Origin of the sequence: Sphingomonas kyeonggiensis (genome assembly GCF_014204495.1) — a bacterium.
Lineage (GTDB): Bacteria > Pseudomonadota > Alphaproteobacteria > Sphingomonadales > Sphingomonadaceae > Sphingomonas > Sphingomonas kyeonggiensis_A.
This window is the reverse complement of record NZ_JACHLN010000005.1, coordinates 105,006-128,083: the sequence shown is the minus strand read 5'-3', so window position 1 is coordinate 128,083 and position 23,078 is coordinate 105,006. Positions and strand designations below refer to the sequence as shown.

The following is a 23,078-nucleotide window of genomic DNA, read 5'->3' as shown; positions in this document are numbered from 1 at the left end:
GCCCTAACAGGCTCCGCCTCACCCGTCATCCCCGCGCAGGCGGAGATGACGGCTATAGCCCCAGCTTGGTGACCTTCTGCCCGGCCTCGCTGGTGAAGACGAAGCCCGACACGCCTTCCTTGCCCAGCGCGTTGACGAAGGCCTGGGCCTCGGCGCTGGTCTTGAACGGGCCGGCGAGCACGCGGTTGGTGGCGCGCAGTGGCGTGGTCCAGGCGCCCTTGCCCTTCATCAGCGCCGGCGCCTTGGCGACAACGCCCTTCCAGGCCTTGGCCAGCGTATCCGGGTTGGCGCCGCCGGCGACCTGCACCCAGATGCGGCTCGGATCGGTCTTGGCCGGATCCGGCTTCTTGGGCTCGGGCTTCTTCGCCTTGGCGTCCTTCGGATCGGGCTTGCCGCCCTTCTTCGCATCCTCGGGCGGCGTCTTGGCCTTGGGGTCGGACTTGGCCTTGGGATCCGGCTTCTTCGGATCGGGCTTGGCGACGACCGGCTCGGGCTTGGGCTTCACCGGCGGCACCGGCTTGGCCTCGGCGACGCGCACCGGCGGCGGTTCGGGCGCGGCGGTCGGCACCGGATCGATCGGCGTCGCGGTGACGGTGGCGAGTTCCTCGGCCGGAATGGTGATCCCGCCGACGATCGCGGCAAGCACCGAATCCTCCTGCCCCACCTTGGCCGGTCCCGGCGGGGTAGGCTCGGAACGCGGCGGCGCTTGCCGAACCGGCTGCACCACGGGTTCGGCACGCGCGAGCGTGACCGGCCCAGGCGCCGGAGCAGGCGTAACCGGGGTTGGTGCAGGCGCTGGCCGCACAGGAGCTGGCGTCGGCGTGGGAGCAGCCGCCATCCGAACCGGCGCAGGCGCTGGCGTCGGACGAACCGGCGCCGGCACCGGCCGCTCGCTGGTCTCGCTCGGCTCTTCCTCGCGCTTCGGCTGCGGGATCGGCTGGACGATCTCGGCGGGCGGCGCCACGAAGCGCGGCGGGGGCGGCAGATTCTCTTCGGGCGCCGGCTGGGGTGCCGGCGCCGGGCGCACGGCAGCGACAGCGGCGAGCTTCTGGTCACGCTCGCGATCCTTGCGCGAGCGGCGGTCCCTGCCCTTGGGCTCGGGCGGAGGTGCCACCGGCTGGGCGACGGCGACCTGCACCGGGCGCGGCGTCGGCACGTAGCGCGGCAGATCGGGCGCCATCCGCGCATCGGCAAGCCGCGCCTGGGTCGGCGACAGCTCGCCGAAATGCACGGCAAAGGCACGGTCCGCCGGGCTCAGCCCGCCAAGCCGGCGGAAGAACGGGATCAGCGACTGGCCCATGGTGCCCGGCATCATGCTGGAGGCGATCTTCTCCGCCCCCGCCGTGTCGCCATTCATCGCCAGGATGAAGGCGCGCGCGCGCCAGGCGGCACGATCGCTGCGGCGGAGCAGCGGATCGAGCACGCGCATCGCCTCGTCCTTGTCGCCGGTGATGCCCAGTGACAGCGCAAAACGGCGCATCGTCTCGGCATCGTCTCGGTCGCCGGCGAGCGCGAGCTTGTAGTCGCGCTGGGCGAGCAGCGGCTGGCCGAGCAGGTCATAGGCGAAGCCGCGATCGGAGGCGTAGTTGCGCGGCTCCAGCCCGTGCGCCTCGGCCGACTGGAACAGGCGCAGCGCCTCGCCCGGCCGCTCGAGCCGGACCAGCACCATCGCCCGGCCCGCCGAAATGCGCGGATCGGTAGAGCTGATCACTTCGGCCCGCTGGAAGAAGGCAAGCGCGGCGGAGGTATCGCCCAGCCGCGCGCTGGTCATCCCGGCATCGACCAGCGTCGTCAGGTCGCGCGGATCGCTGGCGAGCATGCGGATGTCATTGGCCAGCCGGTCCGCATCGGGATTGGCCTGGGCGACGACTTCGGTCTGGGCGAACGAGGGCACGGCCTGCGCGGACGCAAGGGCCAGCACAGCGATGCCGATAAAGCGATTCCGGTTCATGTCCCCGCCACCTGCGCGCAATTGCGCTGAACCGCCAATGACGGCGCCGGCACGGTTCGCCGAAGCGAGACCGGCCGGCGACGAATGGCTTACTGGTTGTTCTGGCTGCGCAGGAAGCGCGGAATGTCGAGCGGATCCTTGTCCGCCTCGTCTTCCGACTTGGAGGCACCGCGCGAGGCCATCGCCATGCGCTCGAACAGCGTGCCGCCGCTCTTCTTGGCCGGCTTCTCGACCAGCGGCGAAGCTTCTTCCTCGTCCCCGCCGGTCAGCCAGCGGCGGCGCGTGGTCGGCGTCGCGGCAGGCTCGTCGATCGGGGCGACGGGCGCCTCGGGCACCAGGCTGTCAGCACCGAGGACCAGCTCGTCCTCGTCCTTGCCGTCATCGACCCAGTTGGACTGGACCGGCGCGGCCGGCTGCGGCTCGGGCTCATAGGCTTCGGGCACCGGCGGCGCGAGCGACACGGGCTCCTCGGCGACGGGCTCATAGGCCTCGGGAATCGGCGGTGCGAGCGGCGCTTCCTCGGCAACCGGCTCGGCTGCAGCCTCGGGCTCGGGCGCGGCGGCAGGCGCCGGCTCGGCCGCGGTGCGGCGCGGGGTCGAGAAGGAGAAGACGCGCGGCTGCTCGGCGGCGCGCGGCGCGGCCACCGGCTGCGCTTCGGCGTCGATGCCGGTCGCGACGACCGAGACGCGGATCTTGCCCTCGAGCTCTGGATTGAACGCCGAACCCCAGATGATGTTCGCGTCCGGATCGACCAGCTCGCGGATATGGTTGGCGGCTTCGTCGACTTCGAGCAGGCGCATGTCCTCGCCGCCGGTGATCGAGACGATCACGCCCTTGGCGCCGTTCATGCTCACGCCGTCCAGCAGCGGATTGGCGATCGCCTTCTGCGCGGCGATGAGCGCGCGGTCGTCGCCCTCGGCCTCGCCGGTGCCCATCATCGCCTTGCCCATCTCCTGCATCACCGAACGGACGTCGGCGAAGTCGAGGTTGATGAGGCCCGGCATGACCATCAGGTCGGTGATGCCGCGCACGCCCTGCTGCAGCACCTCGTCGGCCATCTCGAACGCTTCCTTGAAGGTCGTGTTCGCATTGGCGATCAGGAAGAGGTTCTGGTTCGGGATGACGATCAGGGTATCGACGTACTTCTGCAGTTCGTTGATGCCTGCCTCGGCCGAAGCCGCACGGCGCTTGCCCTCGAAGGCGAACGGCCGGGTGACCACGCCCACCGTCAGGATGCCCATGTCGCGGGCCGCCTTGGCGATGACCGGCGCGGCGCCGGTACCGGTGCCGCCGCCCATACCGGCAGCGATGAACACCATGTGGGCGCCCTCAAGCGCCTTCTGGACGTTGTCGATCGTCTCTTCGGCGGCGGCGCGGCCGATCTCGGGACGGCTGCCGGCACCCAGGCCCTGGGTGATCTTGGCGCCGAGCTGGATGCGGTGGCCCGCGCTCGACTGCTTGAGCGCCTGCGCATCGGTGTTGGCGACAATGAAGTCGACGCCCTGCACGTCCGCGCGGATCATGTTCGCGATCGCGTTGCCGCCCGCGCCGCCCACACCGACTACGGTGATCTTGGGGGTCAGCTCGTCCACGTCGGGCGGAAGGAAATCGATACTCATCGCCTTAGTCTCCCTGCGTCCGGGTGGCCTGTCACGAACGCGTAATCTGTCGCCCGTTCTGCACGAACGCGGAGGGCGACTCTAGAGGGAACGCGAAGTTACCAACGCATTTCTTCTAATAATTTGCCCGGAATGCCGCGATTAGCCGCTGGAACAGGGCTCCCGGGTTGGTCCGGGTGACCATCTGGTGCCGACTGGGCTCCAGCGTGCGCAGGTCGATCGGGTTGGCCGCGGCGAAGCGCGCCAGGCCCGCCAGCGTGGCGAAGGCCGGGCCGGCATGCGCTTCCGGCAGCGCCACCAGCCCCTTGGGCCGGCCGACGCGCACCGCGCTGCCCAGGAACTGCTGGGCGTAATCGGCGACGCCCTTCAGCTCGGCACCGCCGCCGGTCAGGACGATCTGGCGGCCGGCCGGATCCTCGAAGCTCAGCTTCTTCAGCTCCTTCTGGATCTCGCCCATCAGCCGCTCCAGCCGCTTGCGGATGATCGCGTTGAGCTGCGCCTTGGTGATGCGCGGGCCTTCGGTGCCGTCATCGGGGATCGCCGGCACGACATCGATCATCTCATGATTGTCGCGCGGGCTCAGGTTCGCCGAGCCATGGAAGCACTTGGTGCGCTCGGCCCAGGCACGCGCGGTGCCGAAGGACGAGGCGATATCGTCGGTGATGTCGGCCGAGCCCATCGGGATCGAGGCAAGGCCCGAAAGCACGCCCTGCGAGAAGACCGAGACATTGGTCACGCCCGCGCCGATCTCGACCAGCGCGACACCGAGCTCGCGCTCTTCGTCGGTCAGGCAGGCCAGCCCCGTCGCCACCGGCGCGGCGATGATCGAGCGGACTTCGAGATGCGCCGAGCGGACGCAGTGATCGAGATTGCGCACCGGCGCGCCGTCGGTCGCGACGACATGGATGTCGACGCCCAGGCGCTCGGCATGCAGCCCGAGGGGACGGCGCACGCCGGCAAGGCCGTCGACCGTGTAGCGGGTCGGCTGGGCGTGGAGCACCATCTTGCCCTGCGGGTCGATCGCGTCGCGGCCGGCGCGGAGCAGCTCGTCGATGTCGTTCTGCTCGATGCGGTGGCCGCCGAGATCCGATTCAAGCCGGACGATGTCCGAGATCAGGCCACCGGCGGAGAAGCTCACCCACACGTCTTCGATGTTCTGGCCGGCGATGCGCTCGGCCTGCTCCACCGCTTCGCGGATGGCGAGTTCGGTCGCGTGCATGTCGGCGACATAGCCGCGCTTGACGCCTCGGCTCTCGCGCTGGCCGGTGCCGAGCACCACCAAAGTGCCGTCGTCGGACCGCTGCGCGATCAGCGCCGAGACCTTGGACGACCCCACGTCCAATGCCGTGATCAGCCCTTCCGGTGCTACCTTCGCCATCTGCCCCTCATTCGAAAAAACGCTTAATACTCAATTCACCATATGAATCAGGATTTTGCCCTGATTACAACTACGGTGTTACTCATAATCCCGTCGCGGGCGGCGCGCCGATCGCGGCGGGCCGGCGGACGACCAGATTATCGGGGTCGCGCATGTCGAACCCCAGGTTTCCGCGGCCGAGCAGCCGATACGCCCCATCCTTCTCGGCGAAGGTCTTGAGCGCGTCCTTCGCTTCCTTGTCGCCCTCGGGCAGCTGGAGCTTCTCGCCGGTATCGAAGATGATATCCCAGCGGCGATTGCCCACCCAGGTGGCGGCGCGGACCAGCGGCTTGAGCGCGGGCGCGCTGTCCATCAGGTCGCGGCGCGCGGGCTCCTGGTTGTTGGCGCCGTCGCCGATCAGCAGCGGCAGGTCCGGCATCGCTTCGCGCGACACCGGCTCCAGCGGCACGCCGGTCGGGTCGATCAGCATCAGCTGGCCATGGTTCTGCCAGATCGCCGCGGGCTCGCGCTCGACGATGTCGATCAGCAGCTTGTCGGGCAGCCGACGTGAAACACGCGCATCCTTGATCCAGGGATAGGCAAGCAGCTTGGCACGGACCTGGCCAAGGTCGACCAGCGGCATCGCGCGCGAATTCTGGTCGAGCACCTGCTGGTACACGGTCATGCGGTTCATCCGCTTGAGCCCGTTGATCTGGATCGTGTCCACCCGCAGCCCGGCATCGCCCACAGCCTGCGCGGCCCCCGTGCCGATGATCTGCGGGATGCCGAACCAGGTCGCGACGGTGATCGCGCCGATCCCGAAGATGCCGACAATCCCCCAGGTCGCCATGCGCGTGAGCGTCGCCTGGTCGAACGGCAGCGCGGCCAGCGCCTGGTCCATCAGGCCCGGCTGCTTCTTGCGCGGCTGCTGCTTGCGTTTCGCTACCGGCTTCGCCCCGCGACGGGTGGCCGTCCGCTTGGCGGGCTGCCGGCTCATCCGCTCAAGGCCTCGTCGACGATGCGCTGGCACAGCTCGGGATAGGAGATGCCCAGGTGGCGCGCCTGCTCGGGCACCAGGCTCAGCGGCGTCATGCCCGGCTGGGTATTCACCTCGAGCAGGAACAGCCCCTCGATCCCCATGCTGTCGTCCCAGCGGAAATCCGAGCGCGAGGTGCCCTTGCAGCCGAGCAGCTTGTGCGCCTCGAGCGCGATGCGCTTGCACGCCTCGGTGATCTCGTCGGGGATCTGCGCCGGATAGACATGCTCGGTCAGCCCGTCGGTGTACTTGGCGTCGTAATCATAGAAGCCGCTCTTGGGCTTGAGCTCGGTCACCCCCAGCGCCTCGCCCGCGAGCACCGCCGTGGTCAGCTCGCGCCCGCGGATGAACGGCTCGGCGAGCAGCTCGTCGAACTCCTGCCACGGCCCGCGCGCGTCCGGCGCGATCGGGTTGCCGTAATTGCCTTCCTTGGTGACGATCGCCACGCCCACCGACGAACCCTCGTTCACGGGTTTCAGCACATAGGGGCGCGGCAGCGGGTCCTCGCGGTGGAGGTCCTCGGTCTTGACCATCCGTCCGCCGGGCATCGGGATGCCGTGCGGCACCAGCGCCTGCTTGGTAAGCTGCTTGTCGATCGCGATCACCGAGGTGACCAGCCCGGAATGCGTGTAGCGCACCCCCATCAGGTCGAGCATGCCCTGCACCGTGCCGTCCTCGCCCGGCGTGCCGTGCAGCGCGTTGAACACCACATCGGGCTTCGCCTCGGCGATCTTCAAAGCGACGTCGCGATCCATGTCGATCCGCGTCACCTTGTGGCCCAGCCCCTCCAGCGCATCGGCGATGCCCGCACCGGACATCAGCGACACCTCGCGCTCGGCCGACCAGCCACCCATGAGAACTGCGACGTGCAACGACTTCACTTGCTAACCCCTATCCGCTGGATTTCCCACTCCAGCTCCACACCCGACTGCGCCTTCACCTTCGCGCGGACGTCCTCGCCCAGCGCCTCGATGTCGGCGGAGCTAGCATTGCCCAGATTGAGCAGGAAATTGCAGTGTTTTTCGCTGACCTGCGCATCGCCGCGCATCAGGCCACGGCAGCCGGCGGCGTCGATCAGCGCCCAGGCCTTGTGCCCGTCCGGGTTCTTGAAGGTCGAGCCCCCGGTCTTCGAGCGCAGCGGCTGCGATTCCTCGCGCGCCGCCGCGATGCGGTCCATCTCCGCCTGGATCACCGCCGGTTCCTCGCCATGCCCGCGGAACGTCGCCGAGATCACGATCGCGCCCTCGGGCAGCGCGCTGTGCCGATAGGTATAGCCGAGTTCGGCCAGCGCCAGCACCCGCCGCTCGCCCGATCGCAGCACGACCTCGCATTCGACCAGCACGTCCTTGACCTCGCGGCCATAGGCGCCGCCGTTCATCCGCACGAACCCGCCGACCGTGCCGGGGATCGAGCGCAGGAACTCCACCCCACCGATCCCGGCATCGCGCGCCTTGGAGGAAACCAGGATGCCCGAAGCCCCGCCGCCACAGCGCAGCGTCACCGGATCCAGCTGCTCCACCCCGGCAAAGGCCTTGCCCAGCCGCACGACCACGCCCGGCACGCCGCCGTCGCGCACGATCATGTTCGAGCCGAGCCCCAGCCCCATCACCGGAACCGAAGGATCGAGCCCCGCCAGGAACGAAGCCAGGTCCTCGGCATCGGCCGGCTCGAACAGCCACTGCGCCGCGCCGCCGCTCTTGAACCAGACGAGCGGCGCCAGCGGCGCATCCGCAGTCAGTTTTCCGCGCACGGGAGGGAGCGCGGCAGCCGCCTGGTTCACGCCCGCGCTTCCTCGATCGCGCCAGCCAGGTTCGCCGCCCATTTGGTGATGTCGCCCGCGCCCAGGCAGATCACCATGTCCTTGGGCTGCACCACGCCCGCAAGCGCCTGCGCCAGCCCGTCCTCATTCTCCACCGCCGCGACCGAGCGATGCCCGCGCCGCTGGACATTCTCGACCAGCGCCTCGGCGCTCACGCCCTCGAGCGGCAGCTCGCCCGCCGCATAGACCGGTGTGACATAGACCATGTCGGCGTCGTTGAAGGCCTGGGCGAACTCGTCCATCAGGTTCTTCAGGCGCGTGAAGCGGTGCGGCTGCACCACCGCGATCACCCTGCCCTCGGCGCTCTCGCGCGCTGCCGCCAGCACCGCGCGAATCTCGACCGGGTGATGGCCGTAATCGTCGATGATCGTCGCGCCGTTTACTTCGCCGACCTTGGTGAAGCGTCGCTTCACTCCGCCGAACTTGGCGAAGCCCTGCTGGATCGTCGCATCGGGGATGCCCAGCTCGAGCGCCACGCCGATCGCGGCGAGCGCGTTCTGGACGTTGTGGCGACCCGGCATCGGCAGCTCGATCCCCTCGATCGAGCGGGTGGTGCCGTCGCGGTTGCGGATGATCGCCTCGAAGCGGTTGCCGCCATGATGCGGCACGACATTGACGCCGCGCACGTCGGCGCTGGCCGCGAAACCATAGGTCACGATCCGCCGGTCGCGCACGCGCGGGATGATCGCCTGCACCTCGGGGTGATCGAGGCACAGCAGCGCCGCGCCGTAGAAGGGCACATTCTCGACGAACTCGACGAACGCATCCTTCACCGCATCGAACGAGCCATAATGGTCGAGATGCTCGGGATCGATATTGGTGACGATCGCATAGGTGCCGTCGAGCCGCAGGAAGCTGCCGTCGCTCTCATCGGCCTCGACCACCATCCACTCGCTGTCGCCCAGGCGGGCGTTCGAGCCATACTGGTTGATGATGCCGCCGTTGATCACGGTCGGGTCCACCCCGCCGGCATCGAGCAGCGCCGCGACCATCGAAGTCGTCGTCGTCTTGCCGTGCGTGCCCGCCACCGCGACGGTGGACTTCAGGCGCATCAGCTCGGCGAGCATCTCGGCGCGGCGCACCACGGGGATGCGGCGCTGATAGGCGGCCTCGACCTCAGGATTGGTGCGCACGATCGCGGTGGAGACCACCACCACCGAAGCATCGCCCAGATTCTCCGCCTTGTGGCCGATCGTGACGGGAATGCCGCGGCTGCGCAGCCCCTGCACGACATAGCCCTCGGCCACGTCCGAGCCCTGCACCGAATAGCCGAGATTGTGCATCACCTCGGCAATGCCCGACATGCCGATGCCGCCGATACCGACGAAATGGATGGTACCGATGTCCTTTGCGACACCCTTCATGCGAACGCTGGCCTTCCCTGCATGGAGATGCGCTGGCCCTTGATCGGGGCCTCGGGCGCATCGATGGATTCGACGAGATCGGCAAGGTCGCGCGTGGCGTTGGGACGGCCCACGCTGCGCGCCCGCGCCGCTGCATTCTCAAGGCCCACCGTGTCGAGCCCGAGCTTCTGGATCTGCTTGGCGAGCTCGGCGGCGGTGAAGCCCTTTTGCGAGATCGTCCGCGCCCCGCCGGCGGCGGTGATCTCGCGCGCATTGGCGGTCTGGTGATCGTCGGTCGCGCTGGGCAGCGGCACCAGGATCGCCGGGCGGCCCGCCGCGGTCAGCTCGGCAATGGTCGAGGCCCCTGCCCGCGCGATCACGATATGCGCCCAGGCCAGCGCCTCGGGCATGTCGGTGATATAGGTGGAGACGTCGGCCGGGATACCATGCGCCTGATACTTGGCGCGCACCGTCTCGATATCCTCGACGCGCGCCTGGTGGGTCACCTGCAGGCGGCGGCGGAAATGGACGGGCAGCAGCGCCAGGCCATCGGGCACCACCTGGCTCAGCACGGTCGCGCCCTGGCTGCCGCCGGTGACGAGCACGCGGAAGATGCCGTCCTCCTCGAGCAGCGGATAGGGCCGGTTGCGCAGGTTGAGCACCGCTTCGCGTACCGGATTGCCGACGAGATGCGCCTTGGCCTGCCAGCCCGGCTTCATCCGGTCGACCTGCTCGTACGACGTCGCGATCGCATCGACGCGTCCCGCAACGAAACGGTTCACCCGGCCGAGCACCGCATTCTGCTCATGGATGATCGTCGGCACGCCGGCTCGGAACGCCGCGAGCAGGGAGGGCAGCGCCGGATAGCCGCCGAACCCGATCACCGCCGAAGGCTGGATTTCCTTGTAGAGCCGCAGCGCCATCGAGCGCCCGGCCATGATCTTGCCCGCCGCGCGGATATAGCCGAGCGGCCCGCCGCCCAGCCGTCCGGCCGGCAGCACATGCGTCTCGACGCCGTCGAACAGGCCCGGGAAGCGCACGCCGCGATCGTCGCTCACCAGCGCCACATGATGGCCCCGCTCGGCCAGTTCCGCTGCCAGGGCGGCAGCGGGCACCATATGCCCACCGGTACCGCCGGCTGCGAGGACATAGCTTCGGGACTGACTCATGCGTTGGTGCTCCAGCGGCCGGTATAGGGCGAGCGCTTCAGATACGGGTTTCGTCGCGTGAAGGCGAGCAGCAACCCATAGCCGATCGCCAGCGCGATCATCGACGATCCGCCATAGGAAATGAAGGGCAGTGTCATGCCCTTGGACGGGGCGATGCCGGTGTTCACCGCCATGTTGATCAGCGACTGCACGCCGAACTGCGCGGCAAGTCCCGCCGCGGCGAGCAGCCGGAACGCGTCTTCCTCGTCGAGCAGCTTCATCAGCACGCGGATCACGATGGCGAGATACAGCAGCGCGATCACGATGCAGGCGATCAGCCCGAACTCCTCGCCGATCACCGAGAAGATATAGTCGGTATGCCCTTCCGGCAGCTTGAACTTCATGATGCCGTTGCCGGGCCCGCGCCCGAGCAGCCCGCCGGCGGTCAGCGTGTCATGCGCCATCTCCACCTGGTAGCGCTCGGCGAGCGCCGCGTCCTTGGTGGGAAACAGGAAGTTATCGATGCGGGTGCGCGCCGTGCCGTAGAACAGATAGGCCGCGATCACGCCGGCGACAGCGGTGCCGAACAGCCCGGCGATTGCCGCCGGGGAAATGCCCGAGATCATCAGCAGGATGATCCACACGCTGGCGAACACGATCGTCTGGCCAAAGTCCGGCTGCAGCATCAGCAGCACGCCGATCAGCGCGGTCAGCCCGCCGGTGACGAACAGCACCGGCAGCTGCGGATCCTTGGCGCGGAAGCTCAGCATCCACGCGGTCGCGACGATGAACAGCGGCTTGAGGAACTCGGAAGGCTGGAATTCGGAGATGCCGACGCCGATCCAGCGCTTGGCGCCGTTCACCTCGTGCCCGATGATCGGCACCAGGGCGAGGCAGGCGAGGAATATCGCCGCCCCGATCAGTGCAAGCCGGCGCGCCAACGTGACCGGCAGCATCGACACGGTGACGAGCACCGGCACGCAGATGCACACCCACACCAGCTGTCGCCAGAAATAATACATCGGCGCCATCACATGGCTGGCGTCCGAATAGCGGCGCGCGGTCGCGGGCGAGGCCGCTGCAACCGCGACCAGACCGATCGCGATCAGCAGCAGCGCCAGCGTGAGCAGCACGCGGTCGACTTCCCAGAACCACATGCCGGCGCGCGTCTTGCTCGCGCGGCCGAGTTGTGGCGAGCCGCGGCGGCGGGCCTCGGGCTCCGCTTCCTGCGGCATCGTGTCGTTCATCCCAGTGCCTCCACCGCGTCGCGGAAGGCCTGGCCCCGGGCTTCATAGTCCTTGAACTGGTCGAACGACGCGCAGGCGGGCGACAGCAGCACCACTTCGCCCGGCTGGGCATTGGCGGCGGCGGCCTTTACCGCGACATCGAGCGTGCCCGATCGCTCGACCGGCATCTCGCCTTCGAGCAGCTTCGCGAACATCTCGCCCGCATCGCCGATCGTGTACGCCTTCACCACATGGGGGAAGCCCGGCCGGCAGGCATCGAGATCGTCGGTCTTGGCCTTGCCGCCCAGGATCCAGTGGATCTTGGGATAGGCCGAGAGCGCCGGCGCGGTGGAATCCGCGTTGGTCGCCTTGCTGTCGTTGACGAACAGCACGCCGTTCACGGTCTTCACCCGTTCCATGCGGTGCGGCAGGCCGGGGAAGCTCTCCAGCCCCTTGTCGATCGCGGCCTGCTCGATGCCGAGCGCCTGGCAGGCGGCGATGGCCGCAAGCGCGTTCTGGGCGTTGTGCGGCCCCTGCAGCGCCGGCCAGCGCGACTGGTCCATGCAGATGCCCGGCGCGATCCGGGTCAGGTCCTCGCTGCGGCCGGCATCCGCCACCTGGCGCGCGATGTTCGCGCTGGGCTCGTCACCGATGCCGATGATCGCGGCATGCCCCCTGGCCTGCATCGCGAACAGCCGCGCCTTCGATGCCGCATAGGCCAGAAACCCGTCATAGCGGTCGAGATGGTCGGGGGTGATGTTGAGCAGCACCGCGACGTCGCAGTCGAGGCTGTGGGTCAGGTCGATCTGGTAGCTGCTGAGCTCGAGCACATAGACGCCGCCTTCGGGAAGCGGGTCCTGCCCCAGGATCGGCAGCCCGATATTGCCGCCCATCCGCGTCGGGATGCCGGCGGTCGAGAGGATATGGTGGATCAGCGCCGTGGTGGTCGACTTGCCGTTGGTCCCGGTGATCCCGACGACGCGGTGCGCCGGCATCTCGGCGCGCGCCTCGGCGAACAGCTCGATATCGCCGATGACGGGCACGCCGGCCTCAGCCGCCTTCGCCGCGATGGGATGGGTGTTGAGCGGCACGCCCGGCGAAACGGCGACGCCGGCAAAGCCCGTCAGGTCGATCTCCAGCGGATCGGCGAGGCTCGCACCCTGCGCCCTGGCACGCGCCGCCTCGCTGCTATCCCAGGCGGTGACGTCAGCACCACTGGCGACGAGCGCGTCGACCGTCGCCAGCCCCGAGCGCGCAAGCCCGAGCACCGCATAGCGTTTGCCGCGCCAGGACGTGCTCGTGATCACCGCAGCTTGAGCGTCGCGAGGCCCGCCAGCGCCAGCACGAAGGCGATGATCCAGAAGCGGATCACGACCGTCGGCTCCGACCAGCCGAGCTGCTCGAAATGGTGGTGGATCGGCGCCATCCGGAAGATGCGCTTGCCGGTGCGCTTGTAGAAGAACACCTGGATGATGACGCTCAGCGCCTCCATCACGAACAGGCCACCGATGATGCCGAGCACCAGCTCGTGGTGCGTGGTCACGGCGATGGTGCCAAGCGCGCCGCCGAGCGCGAGGCTGCCGGTATCGCCCATGAACACCGCCGCCGGGGGTGCGTTGAACCACAGGAAGGCGAGCCCTGCGCCGACCATCGCGCCGCAGAAGATCGCCAGGTCGCCGGCGCCGGGCACGTGCGGGATACCGAGATAGACGGCGTAGATCTTGTTGCCCGCCAGGTAGGCGATCAGCATGAATGCCATGCTGGCGATCACCACCGGCATCGTCGCCAGGCCGTCGAGCCCGTCGGTCAGGTTCACCGCATTGCCGAACGCGACGATCACGAAGGCGGCGAAGGCGATGTAGAAATAGCTGATATCGGGGTGGAAGCTGCTGAAGAAGGGCACGTAGAGCTGGGTGCCGTTCTGCGAGCAGATGATCGCCGCGGCGATGCCCGCGATCGCGAACTCGCCGATCAGCCGCACCTTGCCCGATACGCCCGCGGTCTTCTGCTTCCGCACCTTGTCGTAGTCGTCGAGGAAGCCGATCATGCCGAAGCCGAAGGTGACGAACATGCAGGCCCAGACATAGGGGTTCTTCAGGTCCATCCACAGCAGCAGCGACAGCATCAGGCTGGTCAGGATCATCAGCCCGCCCATCGTCGGCGTGCCGCGCTTGGCGAGGTGGCTCTGCGGGCCGTCGTCGCGGATCGGCTGCCCCTTGCCCTGGCGGACGCGTAGCCAGCCGATGAACTTCGGGCCGATGACGAGGCCGATCAGCAGCGCCGTCGCCACCGCGCCGCCGGTGCGGAACGACAGGTAACGGAACAGGTTGAACACGCCGGGGAAGCCGAGCAGCTCTGCGATCCAGTACAACATCAGGCAGGTGCCCTTTCCGCCAACGCCGCAACGACCGACCCGAGCCGCACGCCGTTAGAGCCTTTTATGAGAACGGCGTCCCCGGCCTGGAGCATGTCATCGAGCCTGCCCAGCGCGGTCGCCGCGTCGGGCACATGGACGAAATCGACCGCGCCCTCAAGCGCCTGTGCGAGCGGGGCCATCGCTTCACCGACGAGAATGACGGATTCGACGCCCGCCGCCTCGATCGGGCCTGACAATTCGGCATGGAATGCGGCGCTGTGCTCGCCCAGCTCGCGCATCTCGCCGAGCACCGCCAGCTTGCGGCCCGGCTCCTGCGCCAGCACCGCCAGCGTCGCGCGCATCGAGGCGGGGTTGGCGTTGTAGCTTTCGTCGATCACCAGCGCGGTGCCGCCGCGCACCGGCACATTGAGCCGCGCCCCGCGCCCGGCCAGCCCGCCCAGCTCGGCGAGCGCGAGGCCCGCCAGCTCGAGGTCCGCGCCCACCGCGTCGACCGCGGCGAGGATCGCCATCGCGTTGGAGACCCAGTGCGCCCCCGGCTGCGACAGGGTGAAGCTCAGTTCGCGCTGCCCGAAGCGCGCGGTGACGAAGGTGCCCCCCGTCCGCGTCCGCATCGTCTCGACCGCGCGATAGTCCGCGCCCTCGCCCAGCCCGAAGGTGACGATCTTCGCGGCGTACGGCCTGGCGGCGGCAATCAGCCGGTCGCGGTGCGGGCTGTCGAACGGCACGATCGCGGTGCCGCCCGGCTCCAGCCCCTGGAAGATCTCGCCCTTGGCGTCGGCGATCGCTTCCTCGCTCGCGAAGAAGCCCATATGCGCCGGCGCGATCGTGGTGACGATGGCGACATGCGGCCGCACCAGCCGGGTCAGCGCCGCCAGTTCGCCCGCATGGTTCATCCCCATCTCGAACACGCCATAGCGCGTGTTCCGCGGCATCCGCGCCAGGCTCAAGGGCACGCCGGTATGGTTGTTGTAGCTCTTGACCGAGCGATGCGCCTCGCCCGGCGCATTGCGCTCGAGCGCGGCGAACAGCGCTTCCTTGGTCCCGGTCTTGCCGACCGAGCCGGTGACCCCGATTACCTTGCCCTGCATCCGCGCCCGCGCCGCCGTGCCCAGCGCATCGAGCGCCGCGATCGTGTCGTCCACCAGCACGTGCGGGAACCCAGTCGCCTGCGACACCACCGCCCCCGCCGCGCCCTGGGCGAAAGTCTGGTCGAGGAACCTGTGCCCGTCGGTGGTCTCGCCCTTCAGCGCGAGGAACAGGTCCCCCTGCCCCACTTCGCGCGAGTCAAAGGCGACGCCCGAGACTTCGAAGTCCGCCGAAGCCGTGCCGCCGGTCGCCCCGGCGATCTCGTCTGCGGTCCACAGCCTCACGCCGCGCTCTCCCGCGCCACGCTGACATCGTCGAACGGCAGCACCATGTCGCCGACGATCTGGCCCTGTTCATGCCCCTTGCCGGCGACCAGCACGATGTCCTCGCTGCCCGCCATGTCGATCGCCGCCTTGATCGCCTCGCGGCGCCCGCCGATCTCGATCGCCCCCGGCGCCCCTTCGAGCACCTGGGCGCGGATCGCCGCCGGATCCTCGGAGCGCGGATTGTCGTCGGTGACGATCACCACGTCCGCGCCCGCCGTTGCCGCCTGCCCCATCGGCGCACGCTTGCCGGTATCGCGGTCGCCGCCCGCGCCGAACACGATGATCAGCCGCCCCTTGGTATGCGGCTTGAGCGCCGCGATCGCCGCCTCCAGCGCATCGGGGGTATGCGCGTAATCGACATAGACCGGCGCGCCGACCTTGGTGATCACCGCGCGCTCGAGCCGCCCGCGCACCGGCTGCAGCCGGCTGAGATCCGAGAGCGTCTGCGCGACATCGCCGCCGGTCGCGATCACCAGCCCGGCCGCGACCAGCGCGTTCGCCGCCTGATAGGCGCCGATCAGCGGCAGGTTCACCTTGAAGCTCTTCCCCTCGGCCTCGATCGCCAGCCCCTGGCCGAGCAGGGTCGGCTCGCGCCCCACCAGACGCAGCGTCGAGCCATGCTCGCCCACCGTGACCAGCTTGTTGCCGCGCTGCCGCGCCAGATCCTCGATCCGCGGCGAATTGGGATCGTCCGCCCACACCACCGCGGTGCCGCCGTCCAGGTCGAGCACATCGGCGAACAGCCGCATCTTGGCGTGGAAATAGGTTTCCATGTCGCCGTGATAGTCGAGGTGATCGCGGCTGAGGTTGGTGAACGCCGCCGCCTTCACCGGCAGCCCCTCGGTCCGGTACTGCGAGAGCCCGTGCGACGAAGCCTCGAACGCGACATGGCTCACGCCCTCGCGCGCCAGCCCGGCGACGTTGGAGAGGAAGGTCACGATATCCGGCGTGGTCAGGCCCGTCGAAACCGTATCGTCCGCCGTGGTCACCCCCAGCGTGCCGATCGAGGCGGCATGGAAGCCGCGCATCCGCCACAGCTGCCGGGTCATCTCGACGGTCGAGGTCTTGCCGTTGGTTCCCGTCACCGCCACCGCGGTCCCCGGGAACGGCGCGAAGAACGCCGCCGCCAGCCGGGCGAACTTCTCGCGCGGATTGTCGTCGGCGATATGCAACGCGCCTGCCACCTTCGCGCCCGGCCGCGCGACCACCGCGACGGCACCGGCCTTCACGGCATCGGCGATGAAGTCCTCGCCGTTGAAGCGCGCCCCTTCGAACGCGCCGAATATGGTTCCGGGGGCGACCTTGCGATGGTCGATGGCAAATCCGGTGACGACGGCGTCTTCCCCGCCTCCCGTCAGCGCGCCCAGTTTCATTCGGGATCCTTCTTGTCGGCGTCCGGCCCCGCCCAGATCAGCGGCAACAGCTCGCGCTCGTCAATATCGCGGTTCGCATCCGGCACCACGCCCAGCAGCGAGCCGGTGCGCCCCACCACCCGCGCGACGACGGGCGCCACGGTCCAGGCAGCGGTCGTGCGGTACACGCCGATCGAGGGGTTGGACTTGGGCGAATCGAGCATTGCGATCATGACATAGCGCGGCGCGTCGATCGGGAAAGCCGCCGCAAACGTCGAAACGTTGCGACTCTTGTCATAACCACCACCGGCGGCCGCCTCCGCCGTGCCGGTCTTGCCGCCGATGCGGAAGCCCGGGGCCTCGCCCTTGCGCCCGGTGCCCTTGAGCACGATCAGCCGCAGCAGCTGGCGCATCCGGTCGCTGGTCTCCTCCTTGAGCACTCGCTTGCCCTGGGGCGGATGCGCCGCATCCACCTTGCGCAGCGTCGCCGGATACAGGATCCCGCCATTCACCATCGCCGCATAGGCGGTGGCGAGATGCAGCGGCGTCACCGCGATGCCATGGCCATAGGCGGTGGTCATCACCGTGATCCGGCCCCAGCTCACCGGCCAGAGCGGCTTGGCGCTCGCATCCAGCTCGATCTTCGGCCGCTGGTCGAATTCGAAGCGGCGGAAGATCTCCTGCATCTTCTCGGCGCCCAGCTCGTCGGCGATGCGCGCGGTGGCGATGTTCGACGAATAGATCAGCGTCTCGGGGATGTTGAGCCAGCGGAACTGCTCGTCGCCCGGATCGTCATGGATCTTGAAGCGGCCCACCTGCAACGGCACCGTCGCATCGAAGCGGCGCGACATCGACGTGATCGTGCCGCTGTCGATCGCCGCGGCCACCGCGATCGGCTTGAAGGTCGATCCCAGCTCATAGACGCTCTGCGTCACATTGTTGCGCGGCGGCGGCCCGTCGATCGCATTGGGATTGAAGGCCGGCAGCGAAGTCATTGCAATCACTTCGCCGGTCTGCACGTCCAGGATCACGCCGGCGGCGCCGCGCGCCTGCAGCTGCGTCATCGCGGTGCCGAGCTCGTTCTCCAGCGCCGCCTGCACGCGCAGGTCGAGCGACAGCGCCACCGGCTGGCCGCGCCGCGCCGGATCGCTCAGCTGCGCATCGAGCACCCGCTCCATGCCGTAGCGGCCATGGCCGGTGCTATCGATATAGCCGAGCACGTGCGCCGCCAGGGTCGATTGCGGATAGAGCCGGTCGTTCTCGCGCTGGAACTCGATCGCCGGCTGGCCCAGCTCGTTCACCTGGGCAACCAGCTCGGGCATCGCCCGGCGCTTCAGGAAGGCGAAGCTGCTGCCGGACTTGAGGATCGCGAAATACTTCTCGGCGCTCTGCTCGGGGATCAGCTCGGCCAGCTTCTTGGCAAGCTCGGCCTTGTCGCCGATCACCTGGTTCGGGTGGATCGCGATCGTCCAGCTGTCGATCGAGCGGGCCAGCGGCGCGCCGCGGCGATCGGTGATGTCGCCGCGCGGCGGCACCAGGCTGGTCGCGATCTCGCGCGCCGTCGCCGGCTCCGCCCATACCGCCAGGAAGGCCAGCTTGCCGATCACCACCAGCATGCCGAAGCCGAACAGGATCGACAGGATCATCAACCGCACCTGGGCGGTGGCGACAAGCGCCTGACGGGCATCGCCCGTACGGCCCTTGCGGGCCGGCGGGGCGACGACGACGATCAACGGAGTGCCAGCTTCTCGCGCTGCGCAAGCTTCTTCAGGTCGTCGATGGTCGAGGTGCTGAGCACGCCCTTGTCCACCATCGCCACTGCGCGCTTGTCAGCCTTCTTCATGAGGTCGTGAAGTTCCCGGTCCTGCTGCGCCACGCTCTTGCCCGAAACGGCCTGGGCCGGCGCAGGCGTCGCCTGCACCGGAGCCGCCGCTGCCGTCGCCACTGCTGCGGCAGGCTGAGCCGAAGGCGCGCCGGTCGGAACGATCAGCGCAGCGTTCTGCATCTGCGCGGGCTGGTCGAGGCTGGCCAGCGCCGTCTCGCTCGCCAGATACTGGCCGGACGTCGGCGCGGCAAGCGCCAGCACGTCGCCGTTCCAGCGCTCGATCTGCGCCAGGTTCGCCCGCGTCTGGAACTCGGTTTCCAGCCCGCGGATATCCTTCTGCGCCTGCAGGATCGCGATCTTCATCGCGTTCAATCGGGCCTGCTCGGCCGCACCGTGCGAATTGACCATGTAGCACGCCGGCGCCACCACAACGGCGCAGAGGAGCCACCCCAGTCCCTTGAAGCTCTGAACGGCCATCTTACGCTACTCCTTCACTGGACCACGGTGCCGCGGCGGTCCGCCGCGCCACGCGCAGCGTCGCCGAACGGGCACGCGGATTACGGGCAACCTCCTCGTCGCTCGGGCGCACGGCCTTGGCGGGAGGTTCGAAACTGGGCGCGGCCACCGGGGCCATTGCCGGGCGATGGCGCGAGCCGGCGGGCTCGCTGCCGCTGCGCTCGCGCAGGAAGCGCTTCACCACCCGGTCTTCCAGGCTGTGGAAGGTCACCACCGCCAGCCGGCCGCCGGGCTTGAGCACGCGCTCGGCCGCGGCCAGGCCTTCCGCCAGCTCGTCGAGCTCGCGGTTGATGAAGATGCGCACCGCCTGGAAGGTCCGGGTCGACGGGTCCTTCTTGTCGTGCGGCTTGTGGCCCAGCGCCTTGCGGACGACATTGGCCAGCTCGGTCGTCGTGGTCAGCGGGCGCGCGCGGACGATCGCGCTCGCCACCCGGCGCGAGCGCGGCTCCTCGCCATATTGGTAGATCACGTCGGCGATCTCGCCCTCGTCGGCCGAGTTCAGCCATTCCGCCGCGGTCATCCCCTCGCCGGCCATGCGCATGTCGAGTGGTCCTTCCTGCTGGAAGGAGAAGCCGCGCTCGGCCTGGTCGAGCTGCATCGACGATACGCCGATATCCATGGTCACGCCGTCGACGGGCACCAGCCCGCGCCGCTCCAGCTCACCCTCGAGCTGGCTGAACGGGGCCTCGATCAGCACCAGCCGCCCGCCCGACGCCGCGACGAGGGTTTGGCCGCCTTCGATCGCACGGGGGTCGCGATCGAAGGCGGCCACCTCGGCACCCCGCTCGAGGATGGCGTTGGTGTAGCCGCCTGCGCCGAAGGTGCAGTCGACATGGCGCTCGCCGGGCACGGGGGCGAGGCCATCGACCACTTCGGTCATCAGCACGGGAATATGCGGTTCGGTCGGGGAGCTCACAGCGTCACTCCCTTGGCCTGGCACAGATATTCGCAGATCTCGCGCAGCGTGGGGTCCGCGTCGGGATCGTTCATCAGGCGCTCGGGCGCCCAGATGTCGAAGGTTTCGCCGCTGCCGTAGAACAGCGCCCATTTCTGGATGCCGGCCTTCATCTTGAAGAAGGGCGGGATCACGAAACGGCCGGAGTCGTCGAACGGGGCCTTTTCGACCTGGCCGAAGGCGCGGCGCTTGGCGCGCGGGTCGGCGTCTTCGCCGCGATCGGCTGCCTGCTGCTCCTTGCGGTCGAGGCGCTCATACTTCTCCTTGGACCAGGAGAGGTCATGCGCCGACAGGCACGGGTCGTAAGGATGCAGGCCGACGACGATCTGGCGGATGTCGGAATTGCGCTCGGCGGCGGCGCGCAGGTCTGCGGGGATGGCGACGCGACCCTTCTGGTCGACCGCCTGGAGCGCAAATCCCTCGAAGAGCTCCCTGTCCGCCACGCCATTACCCCAATGGGCACGACTTTCCCGCCTCCGGAATCAACCCCCACGGCCGCTCCGGCGCTTTCAAACTGACGGAAAAAGGGCGTGCCCCCTCTTAAGCATTCTTTTTAGCAGAAATGCTCGGGGATTCAACGGGAGAATTGGGGATTGAGCGGGAATTTGCCCCACTCGGCGCCAATTTCAAGCCATGTTTTGCTTAGAATCGTCTTTTGTTCGCTTCTGTTCCGGTAGGTCGCTACGCATAATCCACATCCGCTAGGGGAAATTCCTGAAAGTGGGGCCCAATCCCGCCGGATCCCGGGAAAACCGCGCAAGTGGCGCGATTTCCCCGTTTTTCCCGCATCCGCCTGGCAAGGGGCTCCGAAGACCGGCCGGGCGCACATCTTCCGGAAACCGCAGAAATCCTGCGAGTCGCCACGAAAACCCGCGCCGCTTAACCAGTTTCAGCAGGATTCAAGGCGTTTCGAGCGGGAGAGGCAAGGAAATTGTGGATAGCGGATGCGCCTCGCCTCCACTACGTCATCCCCGCGAAGGCGGGGATCCAGAGTCACAAAGGCTGCCCTTGCCTCCTTCAGCTCCCCGGCGAAGGCCGGGGCCCAGCCTCGGCGCACTAGGTCAGGCGCGAGAACCTCTCGAACTTGCAAGGGTCAAAGCCCTTGCAATGTAGGATTCCCCCTGCTTGCCTCACGCCGCCCGGGGCAAAACCCCGCCGCTCCTTGAACACCGTCGAGAGAAACACGCGAGGAACCCCAGGACCGGTTCCGCGAAAGCAGGATTGCGCACGCCGTCGCCGGGAAGTTCGAATCCCTCCCCCTGCTCGCCCGGTGTCGTGAAATGCAAAAAGCTAGCGCGACTCGCCATTCTGCTGCGGTGCAGCCTCGGCTGGGTCGGTCTTTTCGGTGGTGGTGGTGCTGGGCGCGGCACCCAGTTCTGCGAGCGGCTCGTCCTTGATCTTCTCGCCGAGCGAGTTGCCGACGGCGGTCATGTTGGCCACGACGCTCACATTGGCGCCGCCGATCGCGGAAACCGCCGTTTCCCGCGTACGCCAGTTGCCGATCGCGCTGGCGAGCGCAATCATCACCGCCACAATGGCGAGCCCCGTAAGACCAACGCGCACGCGCTGGATCGTATGGGCGGTATCAGGCGAACCCACGCTCATATCTGTTGCATAAATGTAACGCCGAACTGCCCCGTTGCCAAGACGGGTCGTTCACGCCTCGGCGAGCCACTCCGGCACCGGCAATCCCTTGGCGGTTAACCATTCGGCGTTGTACAGCGTTGAAAGGTAACGGAATCCGGTATCGCACAGGATCGTCGCGATCCGCTTGCCCGGGCCCAGCTCCCGGGCCAGCCGGACGGCGCCGGCCACGTTGATGCCCGAGGACAGGCCAAGGCACAGCCCCTCCTCCTTGAGCAGCCGCTCGACCCATTCCAGGCCTTCCTCGTCGGAGATGCGGAACTGCGCATCGATCGGCGCACCTTCCAGGTTGCCGGTTATCCGCCCCTGGCCGATGCCCTCGGCAACCGAGCTGCCCTCGGCCCGGAGTTCGCCGCACTGATAGTAGTTGTACAGCGCGGCGCCGTGCGGGTCGCTCAGCGCGATGCACACCTTCTCGTCCTTGGCCTTGAGGCCCAGGCCGACGCCGGCGATCGTGCCGCCGGTACCTGCCGAGCAGGTGAAGCCGTCGATCCGGCCATCCATCTGCGCCCAGATCTCCTCGGCGGTGCCGTGGATATGGGCCTTGCGGTTGGCGGTGTTGTCGAACTGGTTGGCCCAGATCGCGTTGGCCGTCTCCTCGGCGATGCGGCGCGAGGTGTGGACGAAATGGCCGGGGTTCGAATAGGGCGCCGCCGGCACCAGGACGAGCTCGGCACCGAGCGCCCGGAGGGTGTCCATCTTCTCGCGGCTCTGCGTCTCGGGCATCACGATGATCGTGCGATAGCCCTTGGCATTGGCGACCAGCGCCAGCCCGATGCCGGTGTTGCCGGCCGTACCTTCGACGATGCACCCGCCCGGCTGGATCAGCCCGCGCTCCTCGGCGTCGTTGACGATGTAGAGCGCCGCGCGATCCTTCACCGAAGCACCGGGATTGGCGAATTCGCACTTGCCGTAGATGTCGCAGCCAGTGGCCTCGCTCGGCCCCTTCAGGCGCACCAGCGGCGTATTGCCGATGAGCGCCAGCGTGTCGGATGTCGCATGCATGGCGGCTAGATGGAGGGGATTGGCCGATACCGCAAGCAAGCGCTGGCACATCGCCGCCAAGTCCCGCTTTTGCGCCTTTACGAAACGCTTATGCGGCCACGCGAAATTCGTCTCGAAGCTTAACGCACCCCCACCCTATCTCGCGCTCCGTTGATTGAAGGAGTGCATATGGTTTCGCGTTCCGAACACATCCTGCGCGTCGGCCAGGATACCGAAGGCCACTGGGTCGTGCAGGAGGAGGAAGGCCAGCTCGAAGGGCTGTTCCGCTCGCGCGACGCGGCGATCCGCTTCGCCCTGTCCGAATGCCGCGCCTTTCCCGGCGCCCGCATGGTGCTGGCCACCACCCCGCTTCACTCGATCCTGTCGCACTGATGCATGACCGCCTTGCTCGCGCTCGCCTGCGCGCTGCTCGTCCGCTTGCCGCGGAGCGAAGCGCCCCATCCCACCGCCGGATTCAGGGATCCCTGTCGCTGAGGACCTCCATGAATTCCCA

The 23,078-nt window shown here is 68.3% G+C and carries 20 protein-coding genes; 1 reads left to right on the top strand and 19 read right to left on the bottom strand.

Features of this window, described 5'->3' with window-relative positions:
* Positions 1-52: 52 nt before the first annotated feature.
* From HNP52_RS22285 to HNP52_RS22195, 19 genes are all read right to left on the bottom strand, one after another.
* Positions 53-1,951, bottom strand: a complete 1,899-nt coding sequence (locus HNP52_RS22285; RefSeq protein WP_184171057.1) for an SPOR domain-containing protein — start codon at positions 1,949-1,951, stop codon at positions 53-55.
* Between the two features lie 89 nt (positions 1,952-2,040).
* The gene (gene ftsZ, locus HNP52_RS22280; RefSeq protein ID WP_184171053.1) at positions 2,041-3,570 is read right to left on the bottom strand and encodes a cell division protein FtsZ; all 1,530 of its coding nucleotides are present in this window, start codon (positions 3,568-3,570) and stop codon (positions 2,041-2,043) included.
* Between the two features lie 115 nt (positions 3,571-3,685).
* Entirely contained in the window at positions 3,686-4,948 is a 1,263-nt protein-coding gene (gene ftsA, locus HNP52_RS22275) for a cell division protein FtsA (protein ID WP_184171050.1), read from the bottom strand.
* 82 nt (positions 4,949-5,030) lie between these two features.
* The gene (locus HNP52_RS22270; RefSeq protein ID WP_184171047.1) at positions 5,031-5,924 is read right to left on the bottom strand and encodes a cell division protein FtsQ/DivIB; all 894 of its coding nucleotides are present in this window, start codon (positions 5,922-5,924) and stop codon (positions 5,031-5,033) included.
* Positions 5,921-6,844: a D-alanine--D-alanine ligase gene (locus HNP52_RS22265; RefSeq protein WP_311768534.1), complete on the bottom strand. Its 924-nt coding sequence runs from the start codon at positions 6,842-6,844 to the stop codon at positions 5,921-5,923. Before HNP52_RS22265 ends, HNP52_RS22270 begins: the two co-directional genes overlap by 4 nt.
* Positions 6,841-7,785: a UDP-N-acetylmuramate dehydrogenase gene (gene murB, locus HNP52_RS22260; protein ID WP_184171044.1), complete on the bottom strand. Its 945-nt coding sequence runs from the start codon at positions 7,783-7,785 to the stop codon at positions 6,841-6,843. Before murB ends, HNP52_RS22265 begins: the two co-directional genes overlap by 4 nt.
* On the bottom strand, positions 7,740-9,146 hold the full coding sequence (gene murC / locus HNP52_RS22255; RefSeq protein WP_184171041.1) for a UDP-N-acetylmuramate--L-alanine ligase: 1,407 nt from the start codon (positions 9,144-9,146) through the stop codon (positions 7,740-7,742). The genes murB and murC overlap by 46 nt, the downstream gene beginning before the upstream one ends.
* Entirely contained in the window at positions 9,143-10,294 is a 1,152-nt protein-coding gene (murG, locus tag HNP52_RS22250; protein ID WP_184171038.1) for an undecaprenyldiphospho-muramoylpentapeptide beta-N-acetylglucosaminyltransferase, read from the bottom strand. Before murG ends, murC begins: the two co-directional genes overlap by 4 nt.
* Positions 10,291-11,520 (bottom strand): FtsW/RodA/SpoVE family cell cycle protein, encoded by a 1,230-nt coding sequence (locus tag HNP52_RS22245; RefSeq protein ID WP_260396327.1) that lies wholly within the window; start codon positions 11,518-11,520, stop codon positions 10,291-10,293. The genes murG and HNP52_RS22245 overlap by 4 nt, the downstream gene beginning before the upstream one ends.
* Positions 11,517-12,806, bottom strand: coding sequence for a UDP-N-acetylmuramoyl-L-alanine--D-glutamate ligase (gene murD / locus HNP52_RS22240; protein ID WP_184171035.1), 1,290 nt, complete (start codon positions 12,804-12,806; stop codon positions 11,517-11,519). The genes HNP52_RS22245 and murD overlap by 4 nt, the downstream gene beginning before the upstream one ends.
* Positions 12,803-13,873 carry a phospho-N-acetylmuramoyl-pentapeptide-transferase gene (gene mraY / locus HNP52_RS22235; RefSeq protein WP_184171033.1) on the bottom strand — a complete coding sequence of 357 codons (1,071 nt, stop codon included), beginning with the start codon at positions 13,871-13,873 and terminating at the stop codon, positions 12,803-12,805. The genes murD and mraY overlap by 4 nt, the downstream gene beginning before the upstream one ends.
* Positions 13,873-15,246, bottom strand: a complete 1,374-nt coding sequence (murF, locus tag HNP52_RS22230; RefSeq protein ID WP_184171030.1) for a UDP-N-acetylmuramoyl-tripeptide--D-alanyl-D-alanine ligase — start codon at positions 15,244-15,246, stop codon at positions 13,873-13,875. The genes mraY and murF overlap by 1 nt, the downstream gene beginning before the upstream one ends.
* On the bottom strand, positions 15,243-16,661 hold the full coding sequence (locus HNP52_RS22225; protein ID WP_184171027.1) for a UDP-N-acetylmuramoyl-L-alanyl-D-glutamate--2,6-diaminopimelate ligase: 1,419 nt from the start codon (positions 16,659-16,661) through the stop codon (positions 15,243-15,245). The genes murF and HNP52_RS22225 overlap by 4 nt, the downstream gene beginning before the upstream one ends.
* Positions 16,658-18,373 carry a penicillin-binding protein 2 gene (locus tag HNP52_RS22220; RefSeq protein ID WP_184171024.1) on the bottom strand — a complete coding sequence of 572 codons (1,716 nt, stop codon included), beginning with the start codon at positions 18,371-18,373 and terminating at the stop codon, positions 16,658-16,660. Before HNP52_RS22220 ends, HNP52_RS22225 begins: the two co-directional genes overlap by 4 nt.
* Complete coding sequence (locus HNP52_RS22215; RefSeq protein ID WP_184171021.1) at positions 18,370-18,942, bottom strand: hypothetical protein; 573 nt, start codon at positions 18,940-18,942, stop codon at positions 18,370-18,372. Before HNP52_RS22215 ends, HNP52_RS22220 begins: the two co-directional genes overlap by 4 nt.
* 1 nt (position 18,943) lies before the next feature.
* Positions 18,944-19,861 carry a 16S rRNA (cytosine(1402)-N(4))-methyltransferase RsmH gene (gene rsmH, locus HNP52_RS22210; protein WP_221416629.1) on the bottom strand — a complete coding sequence of 306 codons (918 nt, stop codon included), beginning with the start codon at positions 19,859-19,861 and terminating at the stop codon, positions 18,944-18,946.
* A gap of 32 nt (positions 19,862-19,893) precedes the next feature.
* Positions 19,894-20,379, bottom strand: coding sequence for a division/cell wall cluster transcriptional repressor MraZ (locus HNP52_RS22205; RefSeq protein ID WP_184171015.1), 486 nt, complete (start codon positions 20,377-20,379; stop codon positions 19,894-19,896).
* An 847-nt stretch (positions 20,380-21,226) separates the two neighbouring features.
* Positions 21,227-21,499 (bottom strand): hypothetical protein, encoded by a 273-nt coding sequence (locus HNP52_RS22200; protein WP_311768533.1) that lies wholly within the window; start codon positions 21,497-21,499, stop codon positions 21,227-21,229.
* A gap of 93 nt (positions 21,500-21,592) precedes the next feature.
* The gene (locus HNP52_RS22195; RefSeq protein WP_184171011.1) at positions 21,593-22,585 is read right to left on the bottom strand and encodes a cysteine synthase A; all 993 of its coding nucleotides are present in this window, start codon (positions 22,583-22,585) and stop codon (positions 21,593-21,595) included.
* A gap of 168 nt (positions 22,586-22,753) precedes the next feature.
* Between HNP52_RS22195 and HNP52_RS22190 the strand changes: the two genes are divergently transcribed.
* The gene (locus HNP52_RS22190; protein ID WP_184171008.1) at positions 22,754-22,957 is read left to right on the top strand and encodes an RAG2 PHD domain containing protein; all 204 of its coding nucleotides are present in this window, start codon (positions 22,754-22,756) and stop codon (positions 22,955-22,957) included.
* Positions 22,958-23,078 lie beyond the last annotated feature (121 nt).

Coding starts and splice junctions, on each gene's coding strand:
- murG (WP_184171038.1), bottom strand. CDS start 10,294: ATGAGTCAGTCCCGAAGCTATGTCCTCGCAGCCGGCGGTACCGGTGGG.
- ftsZ (WP_184171053.1), bottom strand. CDS start 3,570: ATGAGTATCGATTTCCTTCCGCCCGACGTGGACGAGCTGACCCCCAAG.
- HNP52_RS22270 (WP_184171047.1), bottom strand. CDS start 5,924: ATGAGCCGGCAGCCCGCCAAGCGGACGGCCACCCGTCGCGGGGCGAAG.
- HNP52_RS22225 (WP_184171027.1), bottom strand. CDS start 16,661: ATGAAACTGGGCGCGCTGACGGGAGGCGGGGAAGACGCCGTCGTCACC.
- rsmH (WP_221416629.1), bottom strand. CDS start 19,861: ATGACCGAAGTGGTCGATGGCCTCGCCCCCGTGCCCGGCGAGCGCCAT.
- HNP52_RS22215 (WP_184171021.1), bottom strand. CDS start 18,942: ATGGCCGTTCAGAGCTTCAAGGGACTGGGGTGGCTCCTCTGCGCCGTT.
- mraY (WP_184171033.1), bottom strand. CDS start 13,873: ATGTTGTACTGGATCGCAGAGCTGCTCGGCTTCCCCGGCGTGTTCAAC.
- murB (WP_184171044.1), bottom strand. CDS start 7,785: ATGGGCGGCGAACCTGGCTGGCGCGATCGAGGAAGCGCGGGCGTGAAC.
- HNP52_RS22190 (WP_184171008.1), top strand. CDS start 22,754: ATGGTTTCGCGTTCCGAACACATCCTGCGCGTCGGCCAGGATACCGAA.
- HNP52_RS22285 (WP_184171057.1), bottom strand. CDS start 1,951: ATGAACCGGAATCGCTTTATCGGCATCGCTGTGCTGGCCCTTGCGTCC.
- murC (WP_184171041.1), bottom strand. CDS start 9,146: ATGAAGGGTGTCGCAAAGGACATCGGTACCATCCATTTCGTCGGTATC.
- HNP52_RS22195 (WP_184171011.1), bottom strand. CDS start 22,585: ATGCATGCGACATCCGACACGCTGGCGCTCATCGGCAATACGCCGCTG.
- ftsA (WP_184171050.1), bottom strand. CDS start 4,948: ATGGCGAAGGTAGCACCGGAAGGGCTGATCACGGCATTGGACGTGGGG.
- HNP52_RS22245 (WP_260396327.1), bottom strand. CDS start 11,520: ATGAACGACACGATGCCGCAGGAAGCGGAGCCCGAGGCCCGCCGCCGC.